Annotated in this window: 22 protein-coding genes; 11 read left to right on the top strand and 11 right to left on the bottom strand. The window is 58.3% G+C overall.

Going from position 1 to position 26,228, the window contains the following annotated elements:
• The first annotated feature begins 19 nt into the window (after positions 1 to 19).
• Positions 20 to 154 (top strand): hypothetical protein, encoded by a 135-nt coding sequence (locus WH50_RS27120; RefSeq protein ID WP_279305908.1) that lies wholly within the window; start codon positions 20 to 22, stop codon positions 152 to 154.
• Here WH50_RS27120 and WH50_RS06060 read toward each other — a convergent pair.
• Positions 144 to 1,778, bottom strand: coding sequence for a methyl-accepting chemotaxis protein (locus WH50_RS06060; RefSeq protein ID WP_165838323.1), 1,635 nt, complete (start codon positions 1,776 to 1,778; stop codon positions 144 to 146). The genes WH50_RS27120 and WH50_RS06060 overlap by 11 nt on opposite strands.
• 556 nt (positions 1,779 to 2,334) lie before the next feature.
• Here WH50_RS06060 and WH50_RS06055 point away from each other — a divergent pair.
• The 6 genes from WH50_RS06055 to WH50_RS06030 all read left to right on the top strand — a co-directional run bounded on the left by WH50_RS06055 (position 2,335) and on the right by WH50_RS06030 (position 9,934).
• Positions 2,335 to 3,108, top strand: a complete 774-nt coding sequence (locus tag WH50_RS06055; RefSeq protein ID WP_207780202.1) for a sulfite exporter TauE/SafE family protein — start codon at positions 2,335 to 2,337, stop codon at positions 3,106 to 3,108.
• Between the two features lie 220 nt (positions 3,109 to 3,328).
• Positions 3,329 to 4,192 carry a HesA/MoeB/ThiF family protein gene (locus WH50_RS06050; protein WP_110186516.1) on the top strand — a complete coding sequence of 288 codons (864 nt, stop codon included), beginning with the start codon at positions 3,329 to 3,331 and terminating at the stop codon, positions 4,190 to 4,192.
• A 19-nt stretch (positions 4,193 to 4,211) separates the two neighbouring features.
• Positions 4,212 to 5,045 (top strand): GNAT family N-acetyltransferase, encoded by an 834-nt coding sequence (locus WH50_RS06045; RefSeq protein WP_110186515.1) that lies wholly within the window; start codon positions 4,212 to 4,214, stop codon positions 5,043 to 5,045.
• Entirely contained in the window at positions 5,036 to 7,606 is a 2,571-nt protein-coding gene (locus WH50_RS06040) for an efflux RND transporter permease subunit (protein WP_110186514.1), read from the top strand. The genes WH50_RS06045 and WH50_RS06040 overlap by 10 nt, the downstream gene beginning before the upstream one ends.
• Before the next feature lie 62 nt (positions 7,607 to 7,668).
• Positions 7,669 to 8,535: an outer membrane lipoprotein-sorting protein gene (locus WH50_RS06035; RefSeq protein WP_165838322.1), complete on the top strand. Its 867-nt coding sequence runs from the start codon at positions 7,669 to 7,671 to the stop codon at positions 8,533 to 8,535.
• A gap of 130 nt (positions 8,536 to 8,665) precedes the next feature.
• Positions 8,666 to 9,934, top strand: coding sequence for a DUF1302 family protein (locus WH50_RS06030; protein ID WP_110186512.1), 1,269 nt, complete (start codon positions 8,666 to 8,668; stop codon positions 9,932 to 9,934).
• 190 nt (positions 9,935 to 10,124) lie between these two features.
• Here the strand turns inward: WH50_RS06030 and WH50_RS06025 are convergent, their stop codons facing one another.
• On the bottom strand, positions 10,125 to 10,838 hold the full coding sequence (locus tag WH50_RS06025) for a LuxR family transcriptional regulator (RefSeq protein WP_110186511.1): 714 nt from the start codon (positions 10,836 to 10,838) through the stop codon (positions 10,125 to 10,127).
• 453 nt (positions 10,839 to 11,291) lie between these two features.
• Here WH50_RS06025 and WH50_RS06020 point away from each other — a divergent pair, with 453 nt between their 5' ends.
• The gene (locus WH50_RS06020; protein WP_165838321.1) at positions 11,292 to 11,816 is read left to right on the top strand and encodes an AidA/PixA family protein; all 525 of its coding nucleotides are present in this window, start codon (positions 11,292 to 11,294) and stop codon (positions 11,814 to 11,816) included.
• A gap of 137 nt (positions 11,817 to 11,953) precedes the next feature.
• Here the strand turns inward: WH50_RS06020 and WH50_RS06015 are convergent, their stop codons facing one another.
• Complete coding sequence (locus WH50_RS06015) at positions 11,954 to 12,265, bottom strand: helix-turn-helix transcriptional regulator (RefSeq protein ID WP_110186509.1); 312 nt, start codon at positions 12,263 to 12,265, stop codon at positions 11,954 to 11,956.
• 604 nt (positions 12,266 to 12,869) lie between these two features.
• Here WH50_RS06015 and WH50_RS06010 point away from each other — a divergent pair.
• Positions 12,870 to 13,184, top strand: coding sequence for an antibiotic biosynthesis monooxygenase (locus WH50_RS06010; RefSeq protein WP_110186508.1), 315 nt, complete (start codon positions 12,870 to 12,872; stop codon positions 13,182 to 13,184).
• Positions 13,185 to 13,480: 296 nt separating this feature from the next.
• Here the strand turns inward: WH50_RS06010 and WH50_RS06005 are convergent, their stop codons facing one another.
• The 8 genes from WH50_RS06005 to WH50_RS05970 all read right to left on the bottom strand — a co-directional run bounded on the left by WH50_RS06005 (position 13,481) and on the right by WH50_RS05970 (position 23,014).
• Complete coding sequence (locus WH50_RS06005) at positions 13,481 to 13,945, bottom strand: ABZJ_00895 family protein (RefSeq protein ID WP_110186507.1); 465 nt, start codon at positions 13,943 to 13,945, stop codon at positions 13,481 to 13,483.
• A gap of 426 nt (positions 13,946 to 14,371) precedes the next feature.
• Positions 14,372 to 14,794 (bottom strand): universal stress protein, encoded by a 423-nt coding sequence (locus WH50_RS06000; RefSeq protein ID WP_110186506.1) that lies wholly within the window; start codon positions 14,792 to 14,794, stop codon positions 14,372 to 14,374.
• Positions 14,795 to 14,908: 114 nt separating this feature from the next.
• The gene (locus WH50_RS05995) at positions 14,909 to 16,234 is read right to left on the bottom strand and encodes a TRAP transporter large permease (RefSeq protein ID WP_207780200.1); all 1,326 of its coding nucleotides are present in this window, start codon (positions 16,232 to 16,234) and stop codon (positions 14,909 to 14,911) included.
• Positions 16,231 to 16,806 (bottom strand): TRAP transporter small permease subunit, encoded by a 576-nt coding sequence (locus tag WH50_RS05990; protein WP_104153694.1) that lies wholly within the window; start codon positions 16,804 to 16,806, stop codon positions 16,231 to 16,233. The genes WH50_RS05995 and WH50_RS05990 overlap by 4 nt, the downstream gene beginning before the upstream one ends.
• A gap of 266 nt (positions 16,807 to 17,072) precedes the next feature.
• On the bottom strand, positions 17,073 to 18,101 hold the full coding sequence (locus WH50_RS05985; protein WP_104153693.1) for a TRAP transporter substrate-binding protein: 1,029 nt from the start codon (positions 18,099 to 18,101) through the stop codon (positions 17,073 to 17,075).
• 469 nt (positions 18,102 to 18,570) lie between these two features.
• On the bottom strand, positions 18,571 to 20,214 hold the full coding sequence (locus WH50_RS05980) for an amino acid ABC transporter ATP-binding/permease protein (RefSeq protein WP_110186505.1): 1,644 nt from the start codon (positions 20,212 to 20,214) through the stop codon (positions 18,571 to 18,573).
• Positions 20,214 to 21,908 carry a thiol reductant ABC exporter subunit CydD gene (gene cydD, locus WH50_RS05975; protein WP_110186504.1) on the bottom strand — a complete coding sequence of 565 codons (1,695 nt, stop codon included), beginning with the start codon at positions 21,906 to 21,908 and terminating at the stop codon, positions 20,214 to 20,216. The genes WH50_RS05980 and cydD overlap by 1 nt, the downstream gene beginning before the upstream one ends.
• A 161-nt stretch (positions 21,909 to 22,069) precedes the next feature.
• Positions 22,070 to 23,014 carry a LysR family transcriptional regulator gene (locus WH50_RS05970; protein WP_243410012.1) on the bottom strand — a complete coding sequence of 315 codons (945 nt, stop codon included), beginning with the start codon at positions 23,012 to 23,014 and terminating at the stop codon, positions 22,070 to 22,072.
• Between the two features lie 148 nt (positions 23,015 to 23,162).
• On the opposite strand from WH50_RS05970, the gene WH50_RS05965 reads away from it, so the two are divergent.
• Together WH50_RS05965 and gabT are read left to right on the top strand one after the other, a co-directional pair.
• Positions 23,163 to 24,641: an NAD-dependent succinate-semialdehyde dehydrogenase gene (locus WH50_RS05965; RefSeq protein ID WP_110186502.1), complete on the top strand. Its 1,479-nt coding sequence runs from the start codon at positions 23,163 to 23,165 to the stop codon at positions 24,639 to 24,641.
• A 139-nt stretch (positions 24,642 to 24,780) separates the two neighbouring features.
• Entirely contained in the window at positions 24,781 to 26,058 is a 1,278-nt protein-coding gene (gabT, locus tag WH50_RS05960) for a 4-aminobutyrate--2-oxoglutarate transaminase (protein WP_110186501.1), read from the top strand.
• Positions 26,059 to 26,228: the final 170 nt, after the last annotated feature.

The raw sequence follows: 26,228 nt of genomic DNA, 5'->3' as shown, positions 1-26,228 counted from the left end.
CAAGGTTAAGGACAACCCCATGCCTGACATCGAACGCGTCAGCACTCTCGACATGCTCCTGCATATTGTCAGTGGTGGCAGCCTGTCAGCAGCCGTCCGTGAACTGAATTTGTCCCTTGCCGTCATGTCCACCCGGCAGCCCGCTAGAACGTAAAACGGGCTATCACGCTGGACAGGTCACCGGCGATGCTGGAGACATCCCGCGCCGCATCGGAAGTCTTCGCGGCTTCCCCTGCGACCGCACCGGACTGATCACGGATATGGCGCACCATATAGTTGATCTCATCGGCCGTACGTACCTGTTCCTCGGCAGTATCGGCAATACGGGTGTTCATCTCATGAATCGACTGGATGTTATTGACGATGGTATTGAGCGAACCTTCCACCGAGGAGGACAGGCTGGCCGACGACTGTGCCTTGCTCACCCCCTCCTGCATGGTCGATACCGCATTGCGAGTCTCTTCCTTGAGGCTGCCGATGATGCCCTGAATCTCACTGGTGGATTCCTGGGTGCGCTGTGCCAGCGTACGCACTTCATCTGCCACCACCGCAAAACCACGCCCGGCTTCTCCCGCCCGCGCCGCTTCAATCGCAGCATTGAGGGCAAGCAGATTGGTCTGCTCGGCAATCGAGCGAATCACACTGAGCACCTGATCAATGTTGCCGCTCTGCTGCTCCAGCCGGGTAATGGCCTGACTGGCTTCAGACAATGTGACCGACAGGCTGCCGATGGCCTGCATGGCCTGATTGACCACCGCGCGGCTGCTGGCCGTTTCCTCAGACGCCTGAGTGCTGGCTTCATCAGCCTGCTCAGCGAGAGTGGCAACGCTGTGTACGGTGCGCACCATGCGCTCCATGGCTTCGGCCAGCTGTTCAGTGCCACTTAGCTGGCCATGCAGCGCCTGCTCAGTGGTCTGTGTCACCCCCGCCAGCGTATGTGCGGCCTGATTCAGGCTGTGACCGGCGTGCGCCATGCGGCTGACCAGCTGGCGAATCACTTCATTGAAGGAGTTGAAATGGTGGGCCTGCTCGGCCAGCTCGCGTGGCCCGTGGGTAGCCAGCTGACGGGTCAGGTCACCTTCGCCCGAGGCCAGATTCTGCATGGCGCTGACGCTCAGTGATAACGGCCGGATGATGCTGCGAATCAGCAAGGTGGCGATGATCGCCATCACCAGCAACGCCAGCAGCGACACCAGCAGATAACGCAGTTTGGCGGCGGCCAGATCGGCATCCAGCTTGCCCATATTGACACCGCAGGCCACCACCCAGCCCCAGTCCTTGATGTAGGCAGAGTAGGTCACCTTGTCGATGAGCAGGTTGTCATCTTTCGGGCTGTGCCATTGATAGCTGGCAAAACCACCACCACTCATGGCGGCCCGACGAATTTCACGGACGATATACACGCCATTGGGATCCTGCAGGCTATCGATGTCTTTACCCTGCAGAGACTTGTTGGCCACATTACTGATGCTGACGCCCTTGTCGGAATGGATGAAGACGTAGTTACCCTGATCAAAGCGCATCGTCTCAATGATCGCGATAGCTTCCGCCTGCGCGGCGGCGGTGCTCAGTTTGCCGTCCAGCGCTCGCTGCCGGTAATCACTGATGACGCCTTCTGCCGCCTCGACCATCTGTCTGGCAGAATCCTGCGCACTCTGGCGCAACTGCATGCTGCTGTAGTGCAGCACGACCAGAATGCAGGTGAGAAGACACAGAGCAAACAACCCGAACAGTGACCAGATGCGGGCCACGATAGACAATGACTTCTGCTGCGCCATGGCGCGCTCCTTTGTAGGCAATGAGGTGAAACTACCTTTGGAGTCAGCCCGAACGACAACGCATTCGGCGACCCGACTCCCACAGCACTCATCCGTAAACTGCGCTCCGGGCATAACTACTCATGACATTTACACCAGGATTGCGCGCCGCTCCTGCAACAGGAGCTGGGTGACCGGCGGCTGACAGGGGTTCCTCTGCCAGCGACGCGATCACCCGCGCCTGGCACCTGTTCGGGCGAGCCAATACAGATACCAAACAAAAAACCTAGTCGGGAATGCTTGAAAAGGGAAATAACCAACCAGGATAAGTACCCGAAGTTTTTATAAAGAGAACCGCACACCCACTGCTGAATGTTGGGGAGTCAGGCGTATCAGCCCGTCGTCACTGGTCCTCTGCTTGCGTCACCCGCTTGTCTGCCCTCCCTCTGTTCGGCTGCCATTCTTCGTTTTCTGCAAAAACTGCTTTCGTATTTGAAGCAATGTGCTCTCGGGAGCACACTGCGATATACAACCACGGCACGGCATCCTGCCCGTGCCTCGCTCACGTCAGTCAGAGATGTCTGCAGTCATGATCAGTGACCCGCTATTCTGGGCCGTCGCCATTCCGGCGATCTTTATCGACGGTATCTCCAAAGGCGGCTTCGGCGGCGGGCTGGGAGTCGTCGCCGTACCGATCATGGCGGTGGCCATCAACCCGGTGCAGGCAGCCGCCATCATGCTGCCCATTCTCTGCATCATGGACTGGCTGAATATCTGGGCCTATCGCGGGCGCTGGGAGGTACGCGAGGCACGTTTACTGATCCTGTCCGGCATGCTCGGCATTACCATTGGCACCTTTACCTTCCGCTGGCTCAACGAGGATGCAGTACGCGTGTTGCTGGGGGTGCTGTCACTTGGCTTTACCCTCAACTGGGCGTGGAAACAGTGGCACCGGATCGGGGCTGAGCGTCAGCTCTACAACGTCCGCAAGGGCATACTGTGGGGGTCACTGACCGGCTTCACCAGCTTTGTCGCCCATGCCGGTGGGCCGCCCGCCAACGTCTATCTGCTGCCCCGCCAGCTGGACAAGACCACGTATCAGGCCACTACGGCGCTGCTGTTTGCCGTTACCAACATGATCAAGCTGATCCCCTATGCCTGGCTCGGCCAGCTCAGTGTCGGCAATCTCAGTACCTCGGCGGCACTGATCCCCATTGGTCTGCTCGGCATTCAGGCCGGCGTCTGGGCTCATCATCACCTGCCTGACCGCTGGTTCTACATCAGTCTGTATGTGCTGCTTGGAGTGCTGGGGGTCAAACTGCTGTGGGGCGGTCTTGGCGCCCTGCTCTGACAGAAGCGTCCTTCCATCGGCGGCAGCCATCACCCTGCGATCTGCAACAGCGGGGCTGCCGCCACCTTCTCCCGCTTCTTCCCCTCCCGCCACTGACCCGCCCCTGCTGCACCTGTCCGAGCCGCACCTGTCCGATAGGACAGTTGTGACCACGCCTGCTGATCCCTAACGTTTGCCGCCTGCAAAAAGTTGCTGTGGCAAGCACTCAAGGGAGACTTTTATGTCACTGGGCCTGGATCAGATTGAATACCTCAGTACCCTGCGCAACAGGGATTTCATTGCCTCCGATGTCCAGCAACGGCTTGGGCAGAGCAAGATTCTGGTCGCCGGTTGCGGTTCCACCGGAGGCAGCATTATCGAGCCGCTGGTACGCACTGGTGCCCGTCATCTGGTGCTGGCCGAGAACGGCACCTACGAAGTCAGCAATATCAACCGCCAGTCCATGGGCATTGCTCACGTCGGCCGCAACAAGGCCTCGGTGCACGCCGCACGGGTACGTTTTATTCACCCGGGTGTACAGGTCACCGTCCATGACGAAGGCATTCAGGCGCACAATGTCGAACAGCTGGTGCGTGAGACCGACCTGATTGTTGATGGGGTCGATGTCACCACCCGTGACGGCCTGCAGGCTAAATACCTGCTGCATGCCCACGCCAAGGAGCATCGCAAGCTGCTGGTCACCGGCTATGACATGGCCGCTGCGCAGCTGATCGTGGTGCATGACTACCGGCAGGACAGCGAGCAGGTGATGAAAGGCCGTCTGACCCCGCTGGATATCGTCTCCCTGCACCCGCTGCAGTGCTGTATCAAGCTGATTGGCACCGAGCAGATGCCGCTGGAGATCTTTGAAGAACTGGAGCGCCACGCCCGCAATGAGAAGGACTTCATTTCCCAGCTGGCGATGACGGCCAATCTGTTTGGCGTGCTGGCACTGGGCGTCATCCTCAAGTCCCTGGCTGACGAGCCGCTGCCGGAGACGGTCTATCTGGACATCTGGGAGCTGCTCGGCAGCCGCAGTGATGAACATACCCTCAAGCACTATCGCCAGCACTGGGCCAACCGGCGCGATCTTCACGTACTCTAGTCGGGCAGGCAGCAAGGTCATGGACAGATTTCAATTGGTGCTGCTGCACCAGCCAAGCTATGGCGAACGCAGCAAGGAAGTCAGGGACTATTTTGGCAAGCTGCTGGCCCTGCGTATTCAGGGTTACTTCCACGAGCACGGCCATCGCTACATTCCGGTCGATATCTACGATCACTTCGCCTCCCACCTGCTGTTGCTGTGCAATGGCGAGGCCGTGGCCTGTGCCCGTATCGTCGATCATGATGCCTGTGTGCAGCATGAGCTAGCCTTTCCGCCGGTGACGCTGCTCAGCCAGTCCGGCAGCCCCTCGGCCGTGGCAGCCGTGCAGCAGTTTGTGCAGCAGTACGGCCAGCAGGGCGGCGTCGGTTACGACAGTGCCTTTACCCTGTGTCCGGCAATCCGCCAGCAGCGGCTGGCCGCCACCGTCGTCAAGGTGATGCATGGCCTGTGGATGCTCTATCACCAGCACAGCCAGCCACGACGCTTTGTGGTGTCAGCCACCCTGCGACTGAAAACCGAGCGACTGTTCAGCAAGCTCGGCTGCGCACCGGTGTGCAGTGACTCTTACTTCCAGCTGCACAGCATTAACAGTGAGCTGGCCATGATGATGCTGTTCAGTCGTCCATCCGCCCTCGCACAGGAATGGATGGCGCACTACCAGACGCTGTGGGATGCACGTATCGAACTCGGTACGCCGTTCAGTAGAGTAGCCATCGTGCCGCCCGCCGGTCTGCCATGCGCCAGCCATAGTCTCGCGCTGTACGGTTGCCCCCCGGCTGCCGTTGAACCATCCACCACCGTGGGTCACCGACCACCGTCGGACCACCGACAAGGAAGCCTGCCATGCAGCTGATACAAGGCTACCTCCGCCTGCTGGAGCGTCGTTACAAACTGCTGATCGCCCTGGTGCTGTTGATCACCCTGGGCTTTGCTTATGTGGCCAGCGGTCTGCAGACCAATGCCACCCCCTACTTCCTCGATCAGAGCCACCCCAGCCGTCAGGCTGATCAGTTTCTGAAAAGCCACTTCAGCGGCAGCGGCGAGAACCTGATGATCGCCACCCGTACCGAGCAGGCGAGCATTTACAACGCTGACAGTCTGGAAGACCTGCATAAACTGACCCTGGCGCTGGAGCAGCTGACCCTGACCGACACCACCGATGTCAGCCGCCTGCAGCAACTGGTGCAGCGCCTGCCAGCCCATGATCGCAACGGTCTGGAGTTTGCCAGCCCGCTGCAGCCACGACAGATCGATCAGATCCGCACCCTGCAGCAGCGTTTGCAGCAAGTCGGTGTGCTGGACAAGGCTGACCAGCGCTGGCTGCAGGAAATGCAAACCCGTATTCACCCGGTCACCAAGGTGCGTTCGCTGGTACGCATTGAAAGCATCACCGCCAATGGCGATGAGCTGGATATCCATCCGCTGATGTTCCGTGTCCCCGCCGATGAGGCCGGGCGCAGTAAACTGGCCGCCGAGGCTCAGGCCAATGGCCTGCTGCGGGATGTGATGATTTCCCGCTCGCCGCAGGCGGTGAATACGCTGGTGGAACTGTCGATCCCGCAGGACGATGCTCCGGCCATGCGCCGTATGTACGATGCCACCGCGGCCCTGATCGAGCAGTTGCAGCTGCGTGATCACTACGCCATCGGCGGCCCGCCGGCTATCTTTGCCCAGACTTCCGCCACCATGGAGCAGGACAGCAATCGCTTCTTCCCGCTGATTCTGCTGGTGGTGATGGTGGTGCTGGGGCTGCTGTTCCGCTCGCCGCGCAGCGTGTTTATCCCTATTGGCGTGGCCTTCCTCAGCGTGATCTGGACGTTGGGCAGCATGGTGCTGCTGGGCTACCAGCAGAATATCGTCAGCACCATGCTGCCGGTGTTCCTGATTGCCATTGGCGTATCCGACAGCGTGCACTTTATAGCGGCTTATCGTCACAGTAGCGGGAGCACCGCGGATGCCGGTCTAGACCGCCAGACCGTGAAAGCTCAGCGACTGGGCAAGGTGCTGAACCACCTGACCGTGCCCATGCTGCTGACCAGCCTGACCACCATTGGCGGCTTTCTGTCACTGTGCTGGACACCAATTCACTTTATCGCCCAGTTCGGAGCCTTTGTCGCCCTCGGTGTGGCCTACGCCTTTATCATCACCCTGACCCTGCTCCCCGGCCTGTATCTGTGGCTGCCTGCGGCCAGACAGGCTGAACAGGCCCGCCCTTCAGCACTGATGCAACGACTGATCGGCCTGACTCAGCAGCTGGTCACTCGTCATACCCGCGCCCTCAGCATCGGCGTGGTCGCCGTGCTGATCCTCTGTGGTCTGGGTATCCAGCGTTTGCAGATCGATAACGAGATGATCGGCTATTTCTCCTCCCACAGCCGGGTCTATCAGGACAACAGCGAATTCAAACGTGACTTCGGCGGTGCCGCCACCCTGGAGTTCGTGCTGCGTGCGCCGCAGCCCGGCTACTTCAAACAAAGCCAGCATGTGGCAGGGCTGGAACAGGTGCAGCAGCAACTGCTGAACCACCCCAGAGTCGGTGCGGTCTATGCGCTGCCGAACTTCATGAAGCTGATGAACAAGGCGATGCATGGTGACGATCCGCAGCAATATCACCTGCCCGCCGCCAGCAATGATCTCTATGCCCAGTACCTGTTCCTCTATGAGAACAGCAACGGTAACGAGATTTTCAACGTGGTGGACAGCAGCTATCAGCTGGCACGCATCATCGTCTTCGTTAAAACCGACCAGACCTCGGCCATGGCCGATATCGTCCAGCGCATCACGCCGGTGATTCACCAGCAACTGCCTGAGGTGGAGATTATTCCGGCAGGCTTTGGTGAAGTACTGATCGCCACCCGCGACGAGATCATCTATACCCAGATCACCAGTCTGCTGCTGTCGTTTGCGGTGGTGACGGCGTTATTGCTGGCCCTGTTCCGCTCCGTGCGGTATGCCCTGATCGGTGTGATTCCGCTGGTCGGCGTCGTCGCGGGCAACTTTGCCCTGCTCGGCTGGAGCGGGCTGTATCTGGATGTCGGTACCGCCATCGTGGCGCCCATCGCCATCGGTATTGGCGTCGACTATGCCATCTACTTCCTCAACCACTGCCGCCAGCACCCCGGCAGCAACCGCGAAGCCGTGGCCGATGCCATCCGCCAGCAGTTCGCCCCCATCCTGTTCAATACCCTGGTGCTGGGCTGCGGCTTTCTGGTGCTGACCTTCTCCAGCCATCAGGCACTGATCAATCTGGGCTGGCTGGTCAGCTCCACCATGCTACTGTCGGCCCTGTTCACCTTTCTGGTACTGCCGTTATGTGTGCTGTTCGGCCGCAAGCCACCGGCGCCGCAGGTCGCTGACCTGCCCGGTGTGATCCCGCTGCGCATCAATGGTTATCCGAGCGAACTGCCGGAATGAGCCGCCCTCCCCGGCGGCCATAGCAGCCGGGGACCGCACTTTCCCTGAGACAAGGAATGCCCATGTTGTTTTCTTTTTTAGCTTCACCTGAACACCGCCTTACTACTCGCTACGCCCGACTGGGCTCACTGCTGCTGACGGGTCTGCTGTCTGCGGCGACGCTGCAGGCGGCAGAAGCGCCCGCCAACACCAGCGAGATGGCCAGCCTGACGCCGGAAAAGCTGATGGAGGCCGTCAAATGGCGCGCCGATGGCAACAGCCGTCAGGCCGATATCACTCTTGAACTGTGGCAGGGCCAGCAACTGCGCGACACCCGGCAGGTACGCTATCTGGAGCAGGACAAAGGCCAGAGCCGCGACACCCTGATGTATATCAGTGAACCCAAGGATGTGGCGGGCACCAGCCTGCTGTTCCAGAGCGATGCTGAGAAAAGCTCAGACGACGACAGCATCTATCTGTACCTGCCCGCTCTGCGCAAAGCCAAGCAACTGGCCGCGCGCAACAAGCAGGGGCGTTTTATTGGGTCGGAGTTTATCTACGCCGATCTGGAATGGCTGCGCCCGGAAGACTTCAGCTACCAGAGCAAAGGAAAGGTGATGTGGCACGACCGCCCGGTCATCGAACTGGAAGCCACCGCCAAACAGGACTCCGTACTGGAGAAAACCGGCTACAGCCGCAAGGTGCTGTGGGTAGACCCGCAGTATCAGCTGATTGTCGCCACCGACTTCTATGATGAGCAGGGGCGCCTGCTGAAACGCATGGAAGTGGAAAAGGTCGAGCAGATTCAGCACATCTGGACTATTACCCAGCAGCGCATGGACAACCTGCAGAGCGGCCAGAGCACGCGGATGTACGTGAAGAACATCAGCTACGACGTGGCCGTCAATGATCGTCTGTTCAACCGTCAGCAGCTTGGCAAACGCTGGTAATCCTCTCTGCTGCGGTGCTGCAACCCTCCTCTTTCAGTCAGCTGGTGCCACCCTGCCGTTCTGTGTGGTTGCCACGTACTGATCCTGAACTTTTGCAGCACCGCAGCCCTGGCAGTGAAATGAGCCCTCTATGCAGTACATCTTCACCCTGATGCCGCGCACTGCGGCATCAGCCCTGCTGCTGGCCACCACCCTGTGGCTACCGGTCAACGCGGCACAGGCTGCGCCGCTGGACTGGAGCGGCGAGCTGTCCAGCCGCCTCGACTACCGCCTGCCGGAAGCCGAACGTGGCTGGGCACAACAAAAACTCAAACTGAAGTTCAGTCTGGGTCAGCAGCTGGACTCCGGGGCCAGCTGGACTGCCGTGGGCCGCGGCTATATCGACCCCTATTACCGTCAGGCCCGCTTTGCCGGTACCGATGCCCATGAGCTGAGTGATGATCTCTGGCTGCATGAACTGTACTGGCGTGATGGTAGTGACAGCTGGAGCTGGACCCTTGGTAAACAACAGGTGACCTGGGGTGAGGCCGATTACTTTCGCGTGCTGGATGTGGTCAACCCGCAGGATCTCAGCGATTACCTGCTGAGCTACGTCGAGGAATTCAATCAGGCCCGTCACTCCCTGTGGATGGCCAACATCGAATGGAGCGGTGAGCGCTGGACCCAGCAATGGCTGTGGATCCCTGATTTTGCCGCCACCACGCTGCCTGCCGATGGTAGCGACTTTGCCTCTACCGGTATCCACGCTTTCCAGCAGCTGCGCGATCAGGCCGACGTGCGCGAACCCGGTCATGCCCTGCGTGATCACAGCTTCGGCTGGCGTGGCAGTTACAGCGGCGATGCCATCGACGTCAGTCTGTACGGCTACTACGGCTGGAACCCGGACCCGCTGTTGCAACTCGACAGTCAGGGTCTGCATGAACGCTACGCACGGCGGCAGGTCATCGGCAGCTCTTTCAGCCGCGCCATCGATGCCTGGGTCGTGCGCGGTGATGCCGGGCTGTATCTCAACGAGGCCGTGGCCGACAGCGATGGCGTGCTGCATCTCGGGGATCTGGCCAAGGCCCTGCTCGCACTGGACTACAACGGCGCCAGCTACAGCCTCAGCCTGCAGGCCTTGTGGGGCGATGGCCTGTCAAAACCGGACTGGCAGAGCAAGCAGCGCATGCTGTCGCTGTATGGCGAGAAGCGTCTGCATAACGATGATCTGGTGCTGAGTAATCTGGCCATTGTCGATCTGGCCGGTCACAGTGGCCTCAATGAGGTGCAGGCCAGCTATCGTCTTGGCGGTGATGTCAAGGTGGCGGTCGGCAGCGACCTGTTCTGGGGGGATCAGGCGCTGTTTTCAGGCTATCGCAACCAGAACCGGGTCTATATCAAGGGCAGCTATTACTGGTAGCAGCGGGAGGCACCTGCCGTCATGCCCCGAGCAAGCTTCTGATCGGGCGATGGCAGGTGGCTTCAGAATGACTGAAGCTCAGAGCGACTGAACCTCAGAATGAGTGAACATCAGATTAGTTTGAAGAAGGTACTCACGATCTCGCCAGCGCAGGCCTGCGCGCAGCAGATCGTGAGTACATCCCCGAAGATCAGTGCAAAATCTTCATATGCATGGCTTTGGAAACCAGATGCATGCGATTACAGACATTCAGACGACGGCACATGTTGGCGACATGAAACTTCACCGTGCGCTCGCTGATCCCCAGAATCACCCCGATTTCCCAGCTGGATTTGCCTTCGTGCAGCCAGCGCAGCACTTCGGCCTCGCGCTGGGAAAACACCACTTTCTCCACTCCGTCGTCACTGTGCGCTGCCACCCGGCGCCCCGCCTCATGCAAGTGGGGCAACAGATAAGACAGAATCAGACGGAAGTGCTCTTCTCGCTGATGCTGGCTAATATCGACATTGAGGATGCTGCAATTGTGCAGCGTCTGGCCGTTCAGATGACCAATCAGATTATCCTGCCCCAGTACCGAGTATTCGCACTGGGGGTCGCGGTATTCCAGCCAGATCGGGCAGCGCTGGGCCAGCACAAAACCGACTTCCTTGTTAGATTGCAGATAATCGGGACGCAGCAGGCTGGCGGTTTCTTCCGCCTTGAGGTTGAGGCCCTGCAACAGCAGCGGGTAAATCCCCTGGGCTTCTCTCGCCAGTTGCAGATAGGTCAGCCGCACACAGGGCAGCAGCTTCTTGACCTGCTGCAGCAGCGACTGGAAGTCCTCCTCGCTGCGCACGGCCAGACTGGCCACGCTGATATCCAGTAATGACATGGCGTCCTGATACGCCAACTGGGCAGATTCCATCACACAAGACTCCCTTCCGTACGGCCAGACCACAACGGGTACTGTCAACGCCGTAGTACCCATATTCAAACTGATTCGATTCAGAACTGGGTATTCATAGTAAAGAGCCACTTATAAATGTCTGTTGTTTTTTTGTCATTCGCCCAATTCGCCAGCCGCCTCAGGTTAATAAATGTAAACCCTGTCTGTAAGACGAATAATATTTTCCATGAAAAATATAAAAATCCCTATCCCCAGGACAACCAATCCAATACGACCCGTTACTGAATCCATATTGGCGCTGTTTAGCCTGAGTCGGCCTTCTATGCTTATTTCCACAGCAGGCCAATACGGCAATACCCATAAAAACTGTATTAGCTGTCTTTTGTCCCGCTGTCCTCAGTCACGCTGCATTTCCCTAAACAAGGGTAACGCATCATGTTTCATCATCATCCGCATAGAAGGAAAGTAATCATGATCGACATTCTGATTGCCGTCGATGGCGAGTATCTGGCTCAGCAACTCAAGGACGGCTCACTGAAGCCCGGCAGCCAGAGCAGCCCGACCAATCTGGGCGCCTGGCAGTCTTCCGATCTGTATATCGCGATGATCACCCAGAACAGCTTTCTGGCGAACGATCAGGGCGGCTCAGAGCTGGATGTCAAAGCCAACTCCGGTGATACCATCCGCTGGACCATGACCACCTTCGACAACAACGCCGACTACACAGCCTTCCTCTATGCTGGCAACTTCAACCCAGCGCAGAGCATCACGCCCCTGACCTATTTCAATATGCACACCAGTCTGTATCTGCCTTCCGGCTCTGATCCTACCGGCCCGGTGCAGCTCTACCATAACTACACCTATGTGGCGCAGGGCACAGTGATCGAGCCACAGAACAAGATCCAGTACACCCTGTCCTTCCAGCTGGTGAATAACGCCAACGGTCAGGTGATCGGTTACTTCAACTGGGATCCGTTCATCAGCGTATCGGCCTGATTCAGGCTCGTCCCGCAGGGACATTAAACGCGTCGGCTCAACGCTACCACCCCGCAGGTTATCGCCTGCGGGGTGGTCATCTGACAGGAAAGCAGTGGAAGGGGATCAACAGACTGACCTGCCAGAAAGCACGAACTTCAGTCGTCCTTGCCCATCAGCGACTCGACGCTGATGTTGAAGTAACGAGCCAGATTGCCCGCGGTACGATAGAGAATGCATTTCCCCGCTTCGGCACGCTTGATCGACGACAACGATACGTAGTGCCCGGCATCAATACAGCCATCGGCCAGACGCTCCTGACTCAGGCCACGATAGCGCCGCAATTGCTTAAGATAATGGGCATCAATACGCATGCGCCCGTCTTTGATACGACTGTCAGCCAGTCCTTCAGCAGTGATTGCCAGCAGGGGGGTATCCGTTGCCAATTCTGTTTTCACAGCGTGTCGCATTTATTTTTTCCTCATTTAATCAAGAACCGCTGCAATAAATCAGCAGGCTCTGTTTAAAGTGGCAGGATAGTGCGACCTGACCTAATAGCTAAATGTTCAACAAAACTAAATGATGAAGACCAGTAATGGCCCTGGTTTTCATTTCAGACGTTGGTCTGCTTTCTTGATAAACATCTAGTGCGCCATTATTAAAATCCATTTCTTTCGCCAATTCCTTAAATCACACCTTTATTCGCATAACATCCGTATCTGTCACCCACGGTTGTCTGTACAGCAGTGTGCCCTGTCACTCCTCTCGCCAGAACTGTCCCAAAGGACAGTGTGGTAACCGCCAGAAGGTGCAATTAACAGTCATTCAGTACAGTCAGGACATTCATTTCCGCGCCGCAACACATTAGTATCTGTGCCAGCCTTTATGGCCCCCTAGCAGGCTGTTGAAAAACGTTATCGAGGCAGTCGAGACAAGGAAAAAACAGGCGCAAAAGCGGAGTTTAGTGAACTAAATGAGCATTTTGAGCCTGTTTTTGACGCGGTATTCGGCAACGCAGATAGATTTTCAACGACCTGCTATGAATCACCCAGCAGTAGTACCTGAGGAAAAGAAATGATTGCCAGAGAGTGGAAAGCCCGTTGTCCGGCTCATCACCTGAAGGGTTTTATCGACTATCTGTACCAGACCGGTGTCAAGGATACCGCCATGACTCCCGGCTTCCGTGGCGCCCAGATTTTCACCCGTGAGCTTGAGCAGGCCGCTGAAGTCACGTTGATTACCTTCTGGGAAGATCTGCAGTCCGTCACCGGCTTTGCCGGCGAGGATATTGAAACCGCGCGTCTGTACCCGGAAGACGAAGCCTATGAGCTGGAGCCCGACACCTTTGTCCGCCACTACGAAGTGGTCGGCGCCAAAATGCCGGTATAGCGCTCCAGCAGGAGCTATGTCCTGAGCAATATCCACGCAGTACGGTTGATTTATTCCGGACAAGCTGCCGGATCAGATCAAGCAGCTGCTGTTACTCCCCCATCACCACAGAGAATAGCCCGACTCAAACCGGGTGCAGGCGTTGGGGGAGATAAGCACAGTGAACCGCAGTGCGTTGAACAGCGATGATGACACGTTCGTTTAGCACTGTACGACCGGCCCCTGCAAGAGAATAGCCATAGCAGTCAAGGCCACTCTAGTAATCACATCGTTCAGCACTACATCTTCTCTGGATACTACTTCTCTGGATAAAAGTACCGGCTCATGGAGCGGGCGAACCAGCCATAGGACAGATTGAGCAGGAACACCGAAATCACACTGACCAGCACAAACACCACCACCATGCCTTTCAGCGGCAAGGTAGCCAGATGCTGATGCAAGGGGCCACTGGCAGGCTCAAAGGTAAACATAATCCATAACCCGGCAAGGGTGATCAGCCACAGGCTGGTCAGTGACCCAAGGATCAGACGCCAGCGCTCAGCCACGGTGGGCGCACGCTTCTCCTTCTTCACGAACAGATAGGTCACCACATAGGACGCCAGCAGCATGGCCAGCGCCGAGGCACTGGAGCCGATATGCAGGAAGGTCACCATAAAGCCCACGGCCGTTGAGGCAATCACATAGGCCAGAGCAAAACGCTGAATATAGGGTTTGAGGGCAACGGGAGTCATAGCGGTACTCAGGCTGACAGTCACTTTCATTTACTGCAGCAGACGCTAACCGGCTGGCACTGCGGTGTAAACCCTTGCTGCGGTGTAAACCCGTGTTGTTATAGTAAGCCCTTGTTGCGGTGGCAGACAGAAGCAGACCAACGACGACGACCAGAGCGACCTTAGAGTGTTTACAGCAGCCTTCAGATATTCACAGGAAGCCATGACGGCGGTGAAATACCTGGTCCAGCATTTCGGTCGCATTGCAGCAGAAGCCATCGCTACCCTGACGCCGGTATCAGTGCATACCCGTGAGAACAGCTGACAGCGGGAGTCAGTGGCCGACGGGCCAAAGAAAAAAGGAGAAAAGGAGAAAAGGCATGGGAAGGCACCACGCCTGCAATCAGCGCCTGGGAATAACCACCTGCGGTGGTCAGGAAGCGGCGCCCGGAACCTTAACAGGTCGTTAAGACGCGCTTACCGCAGCACCATCACCGAACAGGCCGAATGACGGACAATCTTGGAAGCGTTCGAGCCGATCAGATAGGTGACCGCACCGGGGCGAGAGGCGGGCAGCACGATCAGATCCACATCACGTTTGCGCGCTTCATACAGGACGGTGTCATACACCACCCCTTCCCGCACCAGAGTGTGGCCACGCTGGCTTTCCTGCAGATACTGCTGTTGCAGCTCACGCAGGGTGGCCTTCATCTGCTGGCGAATTTCTTCCAGCTTTTCATCACTGACGTAAGACATCATCGCCGGATGCACGGTCACCGAGTTGACGCTGATCAGGCTGACCTTGCCGTCAGCATTGAGCAGGCGCAGCGCCGTATCAAATACCCGTGGCAGGGCATCCTGATTGTCCAGATCCAATGGCAGCAGAATATGTTTGTACATGTCCTTCTCCTTGAATATCCGGCCCGTTCGCGAGCGGAAACAGGCCAGTGCACAGCAGGTCGTGAAGCTGCTCACAGAACAGTTTCACGTTCACAGCAGGGTGTCAGCGTCCAACTAACCCGCTCCCATCAGCTTGTTCGGCAACCACAGCACCAGATCAGGGAAGACGATACAGATGATCAGTACCAGCAGCTTGATCAGCACAAACGGGGTGATGGAGCGGTAAATATCCATCATGGTCACGCCGGGAGGAGCGATCCCCTTGAGGTAGAACAGGGCAAAGCCGTAGGGTGGTGTCTGAATGGCAATCTCGATGTTGAGAATCATCAGGATGCCGAACCAGATCGGGTCATAGCCCAGGCTGACGGCGATGGGTGTGAAGATCGGTGCGCACATCAGCACGATGATGAACTCATCGATGATAAAGCCCAGCAACAGCATGACGCCCTGCATCAGCAGAATCACACCCCAGGGCGGCAACCCCAGATCAGCGGTGAACTGCGCCACCAGACTCTGCACGCCCATCAGCAGATGGAAGTTACTGAACACCGACGCGCCCATGATGATCCACATGGCCACCGCGACCAGCAGAGCGGTTTCCACACCGGCCAGACGCAGGGTGGTGAGTTTGAAGCGCTTGTAGATACCGGCCAGGATCAGGGCACCGACAACACCAATGGCACCGGATTCGGTCGGCGTGGCGATACCGCCCATGATGGAACCAAGCACCAGCACGATCAGCAGCAGGGCCAGACCGCCATCACGGATGGTCTTGAAGCGTTCCAGCCCGGTCAGTGGCTGCTCAGGCTCGGCATCCAGCGGCGCCCGCTTGGGGTCCAGCTTGCAGGAAATAACGATGTAGGTGATGAACAGCACGATGGCCAGAATGGCAGGCACAATCGCCGCAATAAACAGACGGCCAACGGAGTTCTGCGTCACCGCGCTGAACATGATCATCGGCACGCTGGGCGGAATCAGGATGCCGAGGCCACCCCCGGCCATGATCACCCCCAGCGCCAGGCGCTTGTCGTAACCACGATCCAGCATCGGCTTCAGGGCTATACTGCCGGAAGTCATGATGCCGGCACCGATGATGCCCACCATGGCACCGATCAGCGAGCAGACGATGATGACGCTGATGGCCAGCGAACCGCGCACCCGACCGATCAGCATCTGGCTGGCATTGAACATGGCCTCGCCGATACCGGAACGGGTCAGCAGCTGGCCCATGTAGATGTACAGCGGGATCGACAGCAGGATAAAGCTGAACAGGTTGTCTTCAATGGTGGTCGGTACCACGTTGAAAACGGCATCGCCCCAGGTGAAATAACCCACCAGCATGGCAATCCCGCCCAGCGCCAGGCCCACCTGGGCGCCCATGGCGAATGCCGCCAGAATACAGGCAAACAGAATACCGGTAAGGAGTCCGATACTGATCATGCGCCCTTACCTCCTTCACTGGCCGCATCAGCTGCGTCGTCCAGTTCGTACTTGTCGAGCAGTGGCTTGCCGGTGAACAGCTGCCACAGGTTCTGCAGAAAGTCGGCGCTCAGCTGCAACAGGAACAGTGCCGAGGCCACGTCGATCATGATCCAGAAGTGGATCATCGAGGGTGCCCATTCACTCTGGCGGCGGTAGTCGAATTCGATGGCTTCTTCCGCCTTGCCAAAGGCCAGCTGGAAGATGATGACCAGAAAGAAACCGCCCAGCAGGTAGGACAGCAGGTTGAACAGGTTCTTCCAGCGCTGCGATACGCTCAGGTAGAGAATATCGACGTTGATATGGGCTTTGCGCTGCTGGGCAAAGGCACCGCAGAGGGCACCGATATAACCGAAGATAAACAGCGAGACGTCATAAGCCCAGATAGTGGGATGGTTGAAGATATAACGGGCAACCACCTCGAAGGCCACAACAAAGGCCAGCAGAGGGACGGCCAGGGAAGTCAGGCGGCCAACCCAGACCACCAGGGCTTCCACCCCCAGACACCAGTTACGAAGCAAGGAATACAGCATGGCGGGTAGGCTCCATCGGCAACTAACCACGTCCGAAACACGTTCACGCCGCAGCGTTCGTGAGTACAGGCAGCACGTTTGACAGGGTTTCGGAGTTTTAACAGTGCCGTCCTGTGCCAATGACGGACGGCACCACGACCCGCCGTTTTGTCTGACCTGCCACTGCGGAGGCGGACAGACGAAGAACAACGGAATCGGGTGCAGACAGTCATCGGTACAACGGCGAAACGCCCTTCACCTTGGTGAAGGGCGGTGTGTGGCGCGGCTTATTTGGCCGCGTCGGTGCCTTCCATGATCTTGATCAGCTCAGCACTGACCTTGTCGCCCTGAGCGTATTCAGCCCAGACCTTCTCGGCAGCGGCGTGCCAGGCAGCCTTGTCAGCATCAGAAGGCTCGGGGCTCCACTGCAGACCTTTGGCTTCCATTTCGCTGACGGCCTTGTTCACCCATACAGAGGACTTGTCCAGCTGCTCTTCTGCGTGACGGGCACCGGCTGTTTTGACGATGGCCTGCAGATCAGCCGGCAGGCTGTCCCAGACTTTCTTGTTGACGATGATCGGCATGGCCTGAGCACCGGCTACGGGCAGACGGTACATGTACTTGGCCACTTCAACGTGGTTGCCATCGCGGTGGTCGATCAGGTTGGAACCGACGGCACCGTCGATAACGCCTGTGGCCAGCGAGGTGTAGATCTCGTTCCATGACAGGGCAACAGGAGAGGCGCCCAGCTCACGGAAGAACTTGCCGTAAGCACCGGGAGCACGAATTTTCATACCCTTGAAGTCTTCAACCGAGTTGACGGGCTTCTTGGTGATCACATACACCGCAGGCTGGAAGTAGGCTTCAACCCACTCTACGCCCTGCTGGTTGTAGGCCTTCTGCAGTACGGGTTCCCAGCCTTGTTCATGGAACAGGGCGCTCAGTTTGGTGGCATCAGCGGTGGTACCGGGCAGGCCGATTTCCACTACGCCGAAGGGAATTTCACCGGCATGAGAGGGCTGGAAAATCGCGCCCATCTGCACCAGACCAGATTTCACTGCACCCAGTACACCGCTCTCACCCACGCCTTCACCTGCGTACAGCATCTGGATCTTGATGCGGCCGTTGGACATGGTTTCGATGTTCTTGGCGAAGTTCTCGTAGACCTCACCGTAGGCAGTGCCACGGGAGTAGAGGTTGCTGAAGCGCCAGTTGTAAGTCTGCTCCGCCATGGCCTGCAGCGAGGTTACCCCTGCAGTCACGGTCAGCACGGAGGCGATCAGTGTTTTGCGCGTTTTTTGCCAGAAAGCTTTCATAAATCAGAATCCCCAAAGTTTTAACTGCATTGCTATGCCGCTGCGTAGCGGCCGCTTGTTTTTTATTTAGTGCATTGCGATGGGCTACTGACGCCTTGAGCAGGGCGTGGCGTTCAACAACCTGGGGCGGGAGTCTGCATGAGGCAAAAGCGTGGATAAATATGAAACATTCCATGTTTAAGTTAAACGACATAAACCTTTAAGCAACGACATGCACCAATACGATGCGCAATAAGACGACAGAAATGCTCAGGAATTGCGCATTTATAGGACAGCGCAGTGGCTAGCCCAGGGCTGCAATGCCCGTGGCGTCTGTGTTCAGATAGTGATCAGGCCAGCCGTCTGGCTAGCGCTGATCACTGTTACAGAGTCAAAAAACAGGTGGGATTCACTGGCCTTTTTTACAATTCCAGCCAGATTTACTACCTACTACTTTGGTGGAAATAACCTGTACGCCTATTCGTGGCCGTCAGCGCACGGTTTTGCAGGTAAACGCGCTGCGCCCGACCTCCACCAGCTGTTGTCCGCTACGCATCAGCTGCCGGTCATGGGTGTTGGCGATCACCAGCTTGCCTGCCCAGCGCTGCGCCAGACGCGCAAAAATGCGCTCGGCCAGCGCGGTATCCATCCCTGCGGCAGGCTCATCCAGCAGCATGATGTCAGCATCCTGCAACAGCAGCCGCGCCAGCCCGATACGTTTGGCTTCACCGCCGGAGGGCTGCCATTCTCCATCCCCCAGCCAGGTATCCAGCCCCTGCGGCAGCGACTGCGTCCAGTAGTCCAGCTCGACCAGATGCAGCACGGCCATGATGGCCTCATCGCTGTGGTCATGATGCAGGCACAGGTTGTCGCGCAGGCTGGCCCGCAGGATGTCGATGCGCTGTGGCATCAACGCGGGCGGACGAGCGCTGGCAGAGCGAATCTGCACGGTGCCGCTGCTGGCCTGTAACTGCCCGGCAAGCAGAGCGATCAGGGTACTTTTACCGCTACCGCTGGCACCGCAGACCCAGTACCAGCCGGGTGCGGCGAAGCTCACATCCACCTGCTGGAAAACAGGATGCGGCTGCGAGGGGTAGCCATAGCTGAGCTGCTGCAGCCGGATCAGCCCTGCCCCTTCGGTCAACTGGCGCGGCTCAGGGCTGGCCTGCGCCGGTTGCAGTGCCTCCAGCCGCAGCAACGCGGCCAGACCCAGCCGCAGTGACGCCAGTATCGGGCATGCACCGATCAGCACTTCGCCACAGCCCAGGGTCAGCAACAGCCACATGAACACCTCGGCACCGGCCAGTATGCCCTGCTGATAAGCCACAAAGGCTTGCCAGAACACCACGACTGCCAGCAGCGCCAGGAAGATCTGCGCCAGCAGCATACTGAACTGCTGACGGTTGACGGTGGTGATCTCCTGCTGGTCCCCCGCACTGGCCTGCTGTGCCAGCTGCTCGCCACTGTGCTCCAGCTGCTGATGCAGGCTCAGGGTGCGCATGCTGCTGAGCAGTGAGCTGGCAAACTGCCATTGCGCTACCCGCAGCTGATGTAACTGGTTTTGTGGCTGCAGCACCTGCCGGGTGTACAGCCAGGGCATTACCACCACGGCCAGCACCAGCAATGGCAGCGCCCATGGCAGGGCCTGCGGCAGTAGCAGTGCCAGACTGAGCACCAGCCCCAGCACCGTAGCCAGCACCACCACGGCAGGCAGCAACGCCGACACGTAGATGGATTCGATATGCTGGATGTCCTGCAGCAGTCGGCTGGCCGACTCGTGGCGGTTCATCTGCACCTCGTGCCAGTGGCGGCGCGCGAGAAAGCGGAACAGGTCGGCACGCAGCCGGGAAATCACCCGGAAGGTCGCCTCGTGACTGGTGTAGCGTTCACCGTAGCGCCCCAGGGTGCGGGTAATGGAGAAGCCCCGCACCATGGCCCCCGGAGTGAGGAAGTTGAATTCAATAGCCGACACCGCCGTCAGCCCGGCCAGTGCCGCTGCGCTGATAAACCAGCCGGACACCGCCAGCAGGGCGATCCCGGCAACGGCAGTGATCACCGCCAGCAGTACTCCCAGCAGCGCCATGCCCTTGTGCTGCCAGAGAAGACCAAAGTAGTGCTTTTGCAAGGGCGTCATCAGTGCTCTCCGCTGAGAATGATTTCGACGTCAAAGAACTGCTGATCCGCTGGCCGATGGCTGGCCATGATCAGCATCGCACCACTGCGGGTATAACTCTGCAGCCGCTCCATGAAGGCCATCGCCGTGTCCTGATCAAGGTTGGCGGTAGGCTCATCCAGCAGTAACAGACGTGGCCGGTGCAGGAACACCCGCGCCAGCGCAATACGCTGTGCCTGCCCGCCCGACAGGTAGCCGCCACTATCGCTGATGACATAGTCCAGACCACCGGGCAGGGCATTGACCACATCGTCGATGCGGGCCTCATGCAAGGCCGCCTGCAGCTGTGCATCGCTGTACTGCCGCCCCAGCGTGAGGTTGTCGCGAATACTGGCAAACAGCAGCTCGGGCTTTTGCGACAGATAACCGATCTGCGCAAACCAGCCCTGCTGCTGGAAGATATCCAGCGTCAGGCCATTGATGCTGATTTCTCCCTGATAGCGCGGGCGCAAGCCTGCCAGAGTATCCAGCAGGGTGGTCTTGCCCGCACCGGATGGCCCTTTCAACAGCAGCTTCTGGCCGGGCAACAGGGTGAAACTGACCGGGTTGTGGACCGGCTTGTCGGCACTGCCGCTGCGCAACTGATCCACTTCCAGCCGCTGCAGCGACGGTATCGCCAGCTGCTGATCCGCACGGGCAGCGGTGCGCGCCAGCTGATCCAGCCTGATCAGCTGTTCAGCCATGGAGGTCGCGTCGGAGCGCATGTGATAGAGCGTGCCCATACGGCGCAGCGGCAGGTAGAACTCCGGTGCCAGCATCAGCAGAAATACCCCTTCGTACAGCCCCAGTGTGCCCCAGCTGCCCACGTCATACTTGCCGAGGAAATACAGACCGAGATACACCGCCACCAGCGCCACGCTGATGGCGCTGAAAAACTCCAGCACCGTGCCCGACAGAAAAGCCACCCGCAGCACTTCCATGGTGGATTTGCGGTAGTTCTCCGACTGTTCGAACAGGCGGTCGGCCTCCTGCTCGGTACTCTGTGCCAGCTGCAGGCACTGCAGATTTTTCAGGCGGTCGGCCAGCAGATGGCCCAGACGATTGAGTTGCTGCAGGTTGTCACGGCTGGCGTCACTGGCTTTCCAGCCTGCCAGGATCATGAACACCACCACCAGCGGTGCGGTGAAGGCGAAGATCAGCGCCACTACCCAGTTGACCATACTGGCGGCCAGCAGGATCGCTAGCGGCATCAGCACCGCCAGCCGCTGCAGCGGAATGTAGTCAGCGAAGTAGCCACGCTGCTTGTCGATTTCGGTGGCAATCAGATTGCTCAGCTCGGCACTGTTGAACTGCGGGAACAGCCGCACATTGAGTGCAAAGCAACGCTGCAGCGCATAACGGCGCAAGGCCTGACGCATCTTCAGACTGGCACGGTTACCCACCAGCGTCTGGCCGTAACCTGCGGCAATGCGCAGCACCAGTGCCGCCGTCAGCAGCAGCCAGTCACTGCTTTGCGGATAGCTGCGTTCGGCCTGAAATACCGCGCCATCGAGCATGCTGGCGACGCAGTAGGCCAGGGTGATAGTCATCGCCACCTGCACCAGCCCCAGCAGGGTGGCCACGGCGTTGTCGCTGCGCGCATAACGGCTGAAATATCGCAGCAGCGCTACAGGCCGCTGAAACTCGGGTTCGGAGAGACTGTCGGAAGGTTTCACAGAGGTTGGGCCGCCATAGATCAGTTATGCGTACATTAGCGCAATCTGATGCAGATTGATTTGATCAGGTTCGGATTTTGGCTGTTTTCCGCTCCGGATGGTCGGAGTGGCAGCCCGATAGGCTTTCACTTCAGACATGCTGGCATTCCCGGAAGGTGTTCTCAGCGCTGGCCGCGGCGCACCAGCAACTCCATAAAGACATCGCGTGGCTTGTTAAGGCGCCCATACTGACGGGTGATGGCGGCGATCCCCAGCTTGTACATGCGTTCATCCGGCAGCAGTGGCTTCAGGCGCCCTTCCTTGACCCAGTGGCCGACGTACTGTTCCGGCAGAAAGCCGATATAGGCGCCAGACAGCACCATGGCGGTGCGGGTTTCGTAGTAATACGCCGATGCGGCCTTGGTCAGCCCACGCAACTGTACCGTCACATCCGGGTTGGTCTGAATCCCGGCATGCACCAGCTTCTGCTGCTCCAGCTGCACCCGCACCTCATTGTGATCGGGCTCATGAAACAGCGGATGGGTATTGCTGCAGTACAGATAACAGGTTTCTTCATAGATGGGCTGATACAACAGGCCGTCCAGCTCACGGTGATAGGGAATAAAGCCGACATCGGCCTCTTCATTGAGGATGCGCCGCTCGATCTCATTCATCGGCGCCGTCTCGAAGTTGATGTAGACATCCGGTGCCCGCTGGCTGAACTCGCCCAGCACCTCGGGGAAATGACTGCGATCATCCAGACTGATGGTATCGCTGGCCACCAGATTCAGCTCGCCGCTGACCTGTACGTGCAGGGCATTGACGGTCGAACGGAAGTCTTCCATCTGTGAGAACAGCCGGCGCACGGCGTCATAGATGATGATACCGTCTTCGGTCAGGGCGAAACCGGAACGCCCGCGGCTGCACAGTGTCAGTTTCAGCCGCTGTTCCAGATTCGACATATGCACACTGATGGTCGAACGGCTGACGTTCAGTACTGCCTCGGCAGCCGAGAAACCACCACACTCGACCACGGTCTTGAAGACTTTCAGCAGACGAATTTCGTAATCACCGACCTGCCCGAGTTCGGCCATGGGGTTGGTGGGCGATGCACTTGAAGAGGGCACGGAACCCTGTGTTTGTTTTATGTTCTTCAAAGTAAATATTTAATCTTCGTTATTTATAAAACTTTATACCAGACTCTAAGATGATGTGCATCGCAGCTAACACCTGCCATCCAGTGCAGTTACTGCTCGCCGCTTACGGAGAATCCAGATGTCATCTTCACAGCCCGCCTACATCGCTGACCTGAATTATCTGCTCGCGCCAGTGTGCCAGTCTGAAGGCAACCACTGGGTCAGCGGTGATCAGCACGACAGCTTTGTGGTAACCAATCCGGCCAACGGTGATGTGCTGGCGCAGCTGGCTAACCATAGCGCAGAAGATACCCGTCACGCCATTGACCTGGCCAGTGCGGCACTGCCCGCCTGGCAGAAACTGACGGCCAAGGCCCGTTCAGTGATCCTGCGTCAGTGGTTCAACCTGATCAACCAGCATGCCGATGATCTGGCCCTGCTGATGACCCTGGAACAGGGTAAGCCACTGGCAGAAGCCAAAGGGGAAGTGCTGTACGGCGCGTCCTTTATCGACTGGTTCGCCGAAGAAGCCAAACGGACTTACGGTGATGTGATTCCGTCACCACAGGGCGACCGCCGCCTGCTGACCATCCGCCAGAGCATTGGCGTGGTTGCCGCCATTACGCCCTGGAACTTCCCCAATGCCATGATCACCCGCAAGGTAGCGCCGGCACTGGCCGCAGGCTGCACCGTGGTGATCAAGCCCTCGGAAGAAACGCCACTGTCGGCCATCGCTCTGGCCAATCTGGCCTATCAGGCCGGGGTACCTCGTGATGCGCTGCACCTGATCCTCAGCAACCGCGCAGCCGAGGTCGGCAACGTCATGTGTGAAGACAGCCGGGTGCGCAAACTGACCTTCACCGGCTCGACCCCGGTGGGCAAGATTCTGATGCGCCAGTGCGCCGACACCGTCAAAAAACTGGGCCTGGAACTCGGTGGTAACGCGCCTTTCATCGTCTTCGATGATGCTGATCTGGATGCCGCTGTCAGCGGTCTGATGCTGTCGAAATTCCGCAACGCAGGCCAGACCTGTGTCTGTGCCAACCGTATTCTGGTGCAGGACAGCGTGTACGATGCGTTCGTCGCCAAACTGAAAATCGCTGTGGAAAAACTGCAGGTGGGCAACGGCACCGAAGCCGGTGTCACTACTGGTCCGCTGATCAACAGCAAAGCCATCGACAAGGTTGAGCGGCTGGTCAATGAAGCCCGCGCAGCCGGTGCCGAAGTCATCACCGGCGGCCAGCGTCATGCGGCCGGTGCAGGCTTCTACCAGCCAACGCTGGTGGTCAACGCGACGGCTGACATGAGTATCTGTCAGGAAGAAATCTTCGGCCCGGTAGCACCGCTGGTGCGCTTCTCCACTGAAGAAGAAGCTGTCCGTATTGCCAATGACACGCCTTTTGGTCTGGCCGCCTATTTCTACAGCCGCGACATCGGCCGCATCTGGCGGGTGGGCGAAGGGCTGGAATATGGCATGGTAGGTATCAACGAAGGGGGGATTTCCAACGAAGTGGCACCCTTCGGCGGCGTCAAGGAGTCCGGTCTTGGCCGTGAAGGCTCGAAATACGGCATCGAAGACTTTATGGAAATCAAATATCTGTGCATGGGTGGCATTTAACCTGCCTGATTGCTACAGACAATAAAACCGACTTAACTTAATCAAACCCACGCTGGCAGCGGCCATCCCGCTGCCAGCGCAGAACGCCAACACTGACAGCAGTCGCCGACAGGGCGTGCTGAAGCGCGGAGTCAAGTAAATGTCCAATTCAGACCTGCAACAACGCAAAGATGCCGTGATTGCCCGTGGTATGGGTAATATGGCTCCCATCTACGTCGAGCGCGCCCTCAATGCCGAGTTGTGGGATGCCGACGGCAAACGCTACATCGACTTTGGTGCCGGTATTGCCGTGGTCAACACCGGCCACTGTCACCCCAAGGTCATTGCTGCGGTCAAGGCCCAGCTGGACAAGGTGACACACACCTGCATGACCGTAACCCCCTATCGCGAAGCCGTTGAACTGGCCGAGAAGCTGGTCAGGATCGCCCCCGGCAGCACCCCCAAGAAAGCCATGTTTGTCAGCACCGGTGCAGAAGCCGTAGAAAACGCGGTGAAGATTGCCCGCGCCTACACTGGCCGCAGTGCCATCATCGCCTTCGACGGTGGCTTCCATGGCCGTACCAACATGACCATGGGCCTGACCGGTAAAGTGGTGCCCTACAAAGCCGGTTTCGGTCCTTTCCCGAACGAAATCTACCGCCTGCCTTACCCTAACGCGCTGCACGGTGTCAGCGAGGAAGAGGCACTGCACGCCCTGCAGATGCGCTTCAAGACCGACGTGGAGCCAGGTCGTGTGGCAGCCATCATCATTGAGCCGGTGCAGGGTGAAGGGGGTTTCTACCGCGCCCCGGTCAGCTTCCTGCAGTCTCTGCGCAAGCTGTGCAGCGAGCACGGCGTCATGCTGATCTGTGACGAAATCCAGAGCGGCTTTGCCCGTACCGGCAAGATGTTTGCCATCGAGTACGCAGGCATCGAAGCAGACATCATGACCATGGCCAAAGGGATTGCCGGTGGCTTCCCGCTGTCTGCCGTGGTCGGTAAAGCAGAGATCATGGATGCGGCCAACCCCGGTGGTCTGGGCGGTACCTATGCCGGCTCTCCCATTGGCTGTGCTGCCGCTCTGGCGGTGATGGATGTCATCGAAGAAGAGCAGCTGTGCCAGCGCGCCGTGGCCATCGGTGAGCAGATGGTAGGTCACCTGAATACCCTGAAGGCTAAATATCCCCAGCGTATCGGTGAAGTACGTCACCTTGGCGCGATGATCGCGGTGGAACTGGTACAGGACGGCAATATCGACAAGCCCGATGCCGAACTGACCAAGAAGCTGTCCGCTGAAGCGGCCAAGCGGGGTCTGATCCTGCTGACCTGCGGTATTCGCGCTAACGTTATTCGCTTCCTGCCTGCACTGACGGCTCCGTTCGAGATCATCGACGAAGGCATGCAGCTGTTCAGCGATATCCTGGCTGAGCTGGTGTAACCCGCTTAGCAGGTCGTTGGAAATCTATCTGCGTTGCCGAATACCGCGTCAAAAACAGGCTCAAAATGCTCATTTAGCCCACTAAACTCCGCCTTTTCGCCTGTTTCTTGTGCCCTCGGGGTATTTCCTTGTCTCGGCTGCCTCGATAACGTTTTTCAACAGCCTGCTAG

This window comes from Pokkaliibacter plantistimulans (genome assembly GCF_003194385.1).
Lineage (GTDB): Bacteria > Pseudomonadota > Gammaproteobacteria > Pseudomonadales > Balneatricaceae > Pokkaliibacter > Pokkaliibacter plantistimulans.
The sequence above is the reverse complement of the archived record's forward strand: the minus strand, read 5'-3'. Positions and strand labels throughout refer to the sequence as shown.

What these genes read in the sequence shown, in the direction of transcription:
- WH50_RS06020 (WP_165838321.1), top strand. Translation starts at nt 11,292, where the DNA reads ATGATCGACATTCTGATTGCCGTCGATGGCGAGTATCTGGCTCAGCAA.
- WH50_RS05965 (WP_110186502.1), top strand. Translation starts at nt 23,163, where the DNA reads ATGTCATCTTCACAGCCCGCCTACATCGCTGACCTGAATTATCTGCTC.
- WH50_RS06040 (WP_110186514.1), top strand. Translation starts at nt 5,036, where the DNA reads ATGCAGCTGATACAAGGCTACCTCCGCCTGCTGGAGCGTCGTTACAAA.
- WH50_RS05990 (WP_104153694.1), bottom strand. Translation starts at nt 16,806, where the DNA reads ATGCTGTATTCCTTGCTTCGTAACTGGTGTCTGGGGGTGGAAGCCCTG.
- WH50_RS06005 (WP_110186507.1), bottom strand. Translation starts at nt 13,945, where the DNA reads ATGAAAGTGACTGTCAGCCTGAGTACCGCTATGACTCCCGTTGCCCTC.
- WH50_RS06025 (WP_110186511.1), bottom strand. Translation starts at nt 10,838, where the DNA reads ATGGAATCTGCCCAGTTGGCGTATCAGGACGCCATGTCATTACTGGAT.
- WH50_RS05985 (WP_104153693.1), bottom strand. Translation starts at nt 18,101, where the DNA reads ATGAAAGCTTTCTGGCAAAAAACGCGCAAAACACTGATCGCCTCCGTG.
- WH50_RS05995 (WP_207780200.1), bottom strand. Translation starts at nt 16,234, where the DNA reads ATGATCAGTATCGGACTCCTTACCGGTATTCTGTTTGCCTGTATTCTG.
- WH50_RS06000 (WP_110186506.1), bottom strand. Translation starts at nt 14,794, where the DNA reads ATGTACAAACATATTCTGCTGCCATTGGATCTGGACAATCAGGATGCC.
- WH50_RS06055 (WP_207780202.1), top strand. Translation starts at nt 2,335, where the DNA reads ATGTCTGCAGTCATGATCAGTGACCCGCTATTCTGGGCCGTCGCCATT.
- gabT (WP_110186501.1), top strand. Translation starts at nt 24,781, where the DNA reads ATGTCCAATTCAGACCTGCAACAACGCAAAGATGCCGTGATTGCCCGT.
- WH50_RS06045 (WP_110186515.1), top strand. Translation starts at nt 4,212, where the DNA reads ATGGACAGATTTCAATTGGTGCTGCTGCACCAGCCAAGCTATGGCGAA.
- WH50_RS27120 (WP_279305908.1), top strand. Translation starts at nt 20, where the DNA reads ATGCCTGACATCGAACGCGTCAGCACTCTCGACATGCTCCTGCATATT.
- WH50_RS06050 (WP_110186516.1), top strand. Translation starts at nt 3,329, where the DNA reads ATGTCACTGGGCCTGGATCAGATTGAATACCTCAGTACCCTGCGCAAC.
- WH50_RS06010 (WP_110186508.1), top strand. Translation starts at nt 12,870, where the DNA reads ATGATTGCCAGAGAGTGGAAAGCCCGTTGTCCGGCTCATCACCTGAAG.
- WH50_RS06035 (WP_165838322.1), top strand. Translation starts at nt 7,669, where the DNA reads ATGTTGTTTTCTTTTTTAGCTTCACCTGAACACCGCCTTACTACTCGC.
- WH50_RS06015 (WP_110186509.1), bottom strand. Translation starts at nt 12,265, where the DNA reads ATGCGACACGCTGTGAAAACAGAATTGGCAACGGATACCCCCCTGCTG.
- WH50_RS05980 (WP_110186505.1), bottom strand. Translation starts at nt 20,214, where the DNA reads ATGACGCCCTTGCAAAAGCACTACTTTGGTCTTCTCTGGCAGCACAAG.
- WH50_RS06030 (WP_110186512.1), top strand. Translation starts at nt 8,666, where the DNA reads ATGCAGTACATCTTCACCCTGATGCCGCGCACTGCGGCATCAGCCCTG.
- WH50_RS06060 (WP_165838323.1), bottom strand. Translation starts at nt 1,778, where the DNA reads ATGGCGCAGCAGAAGTCATTGTCTATCGTGGCCCGCATCTGGTCACTG.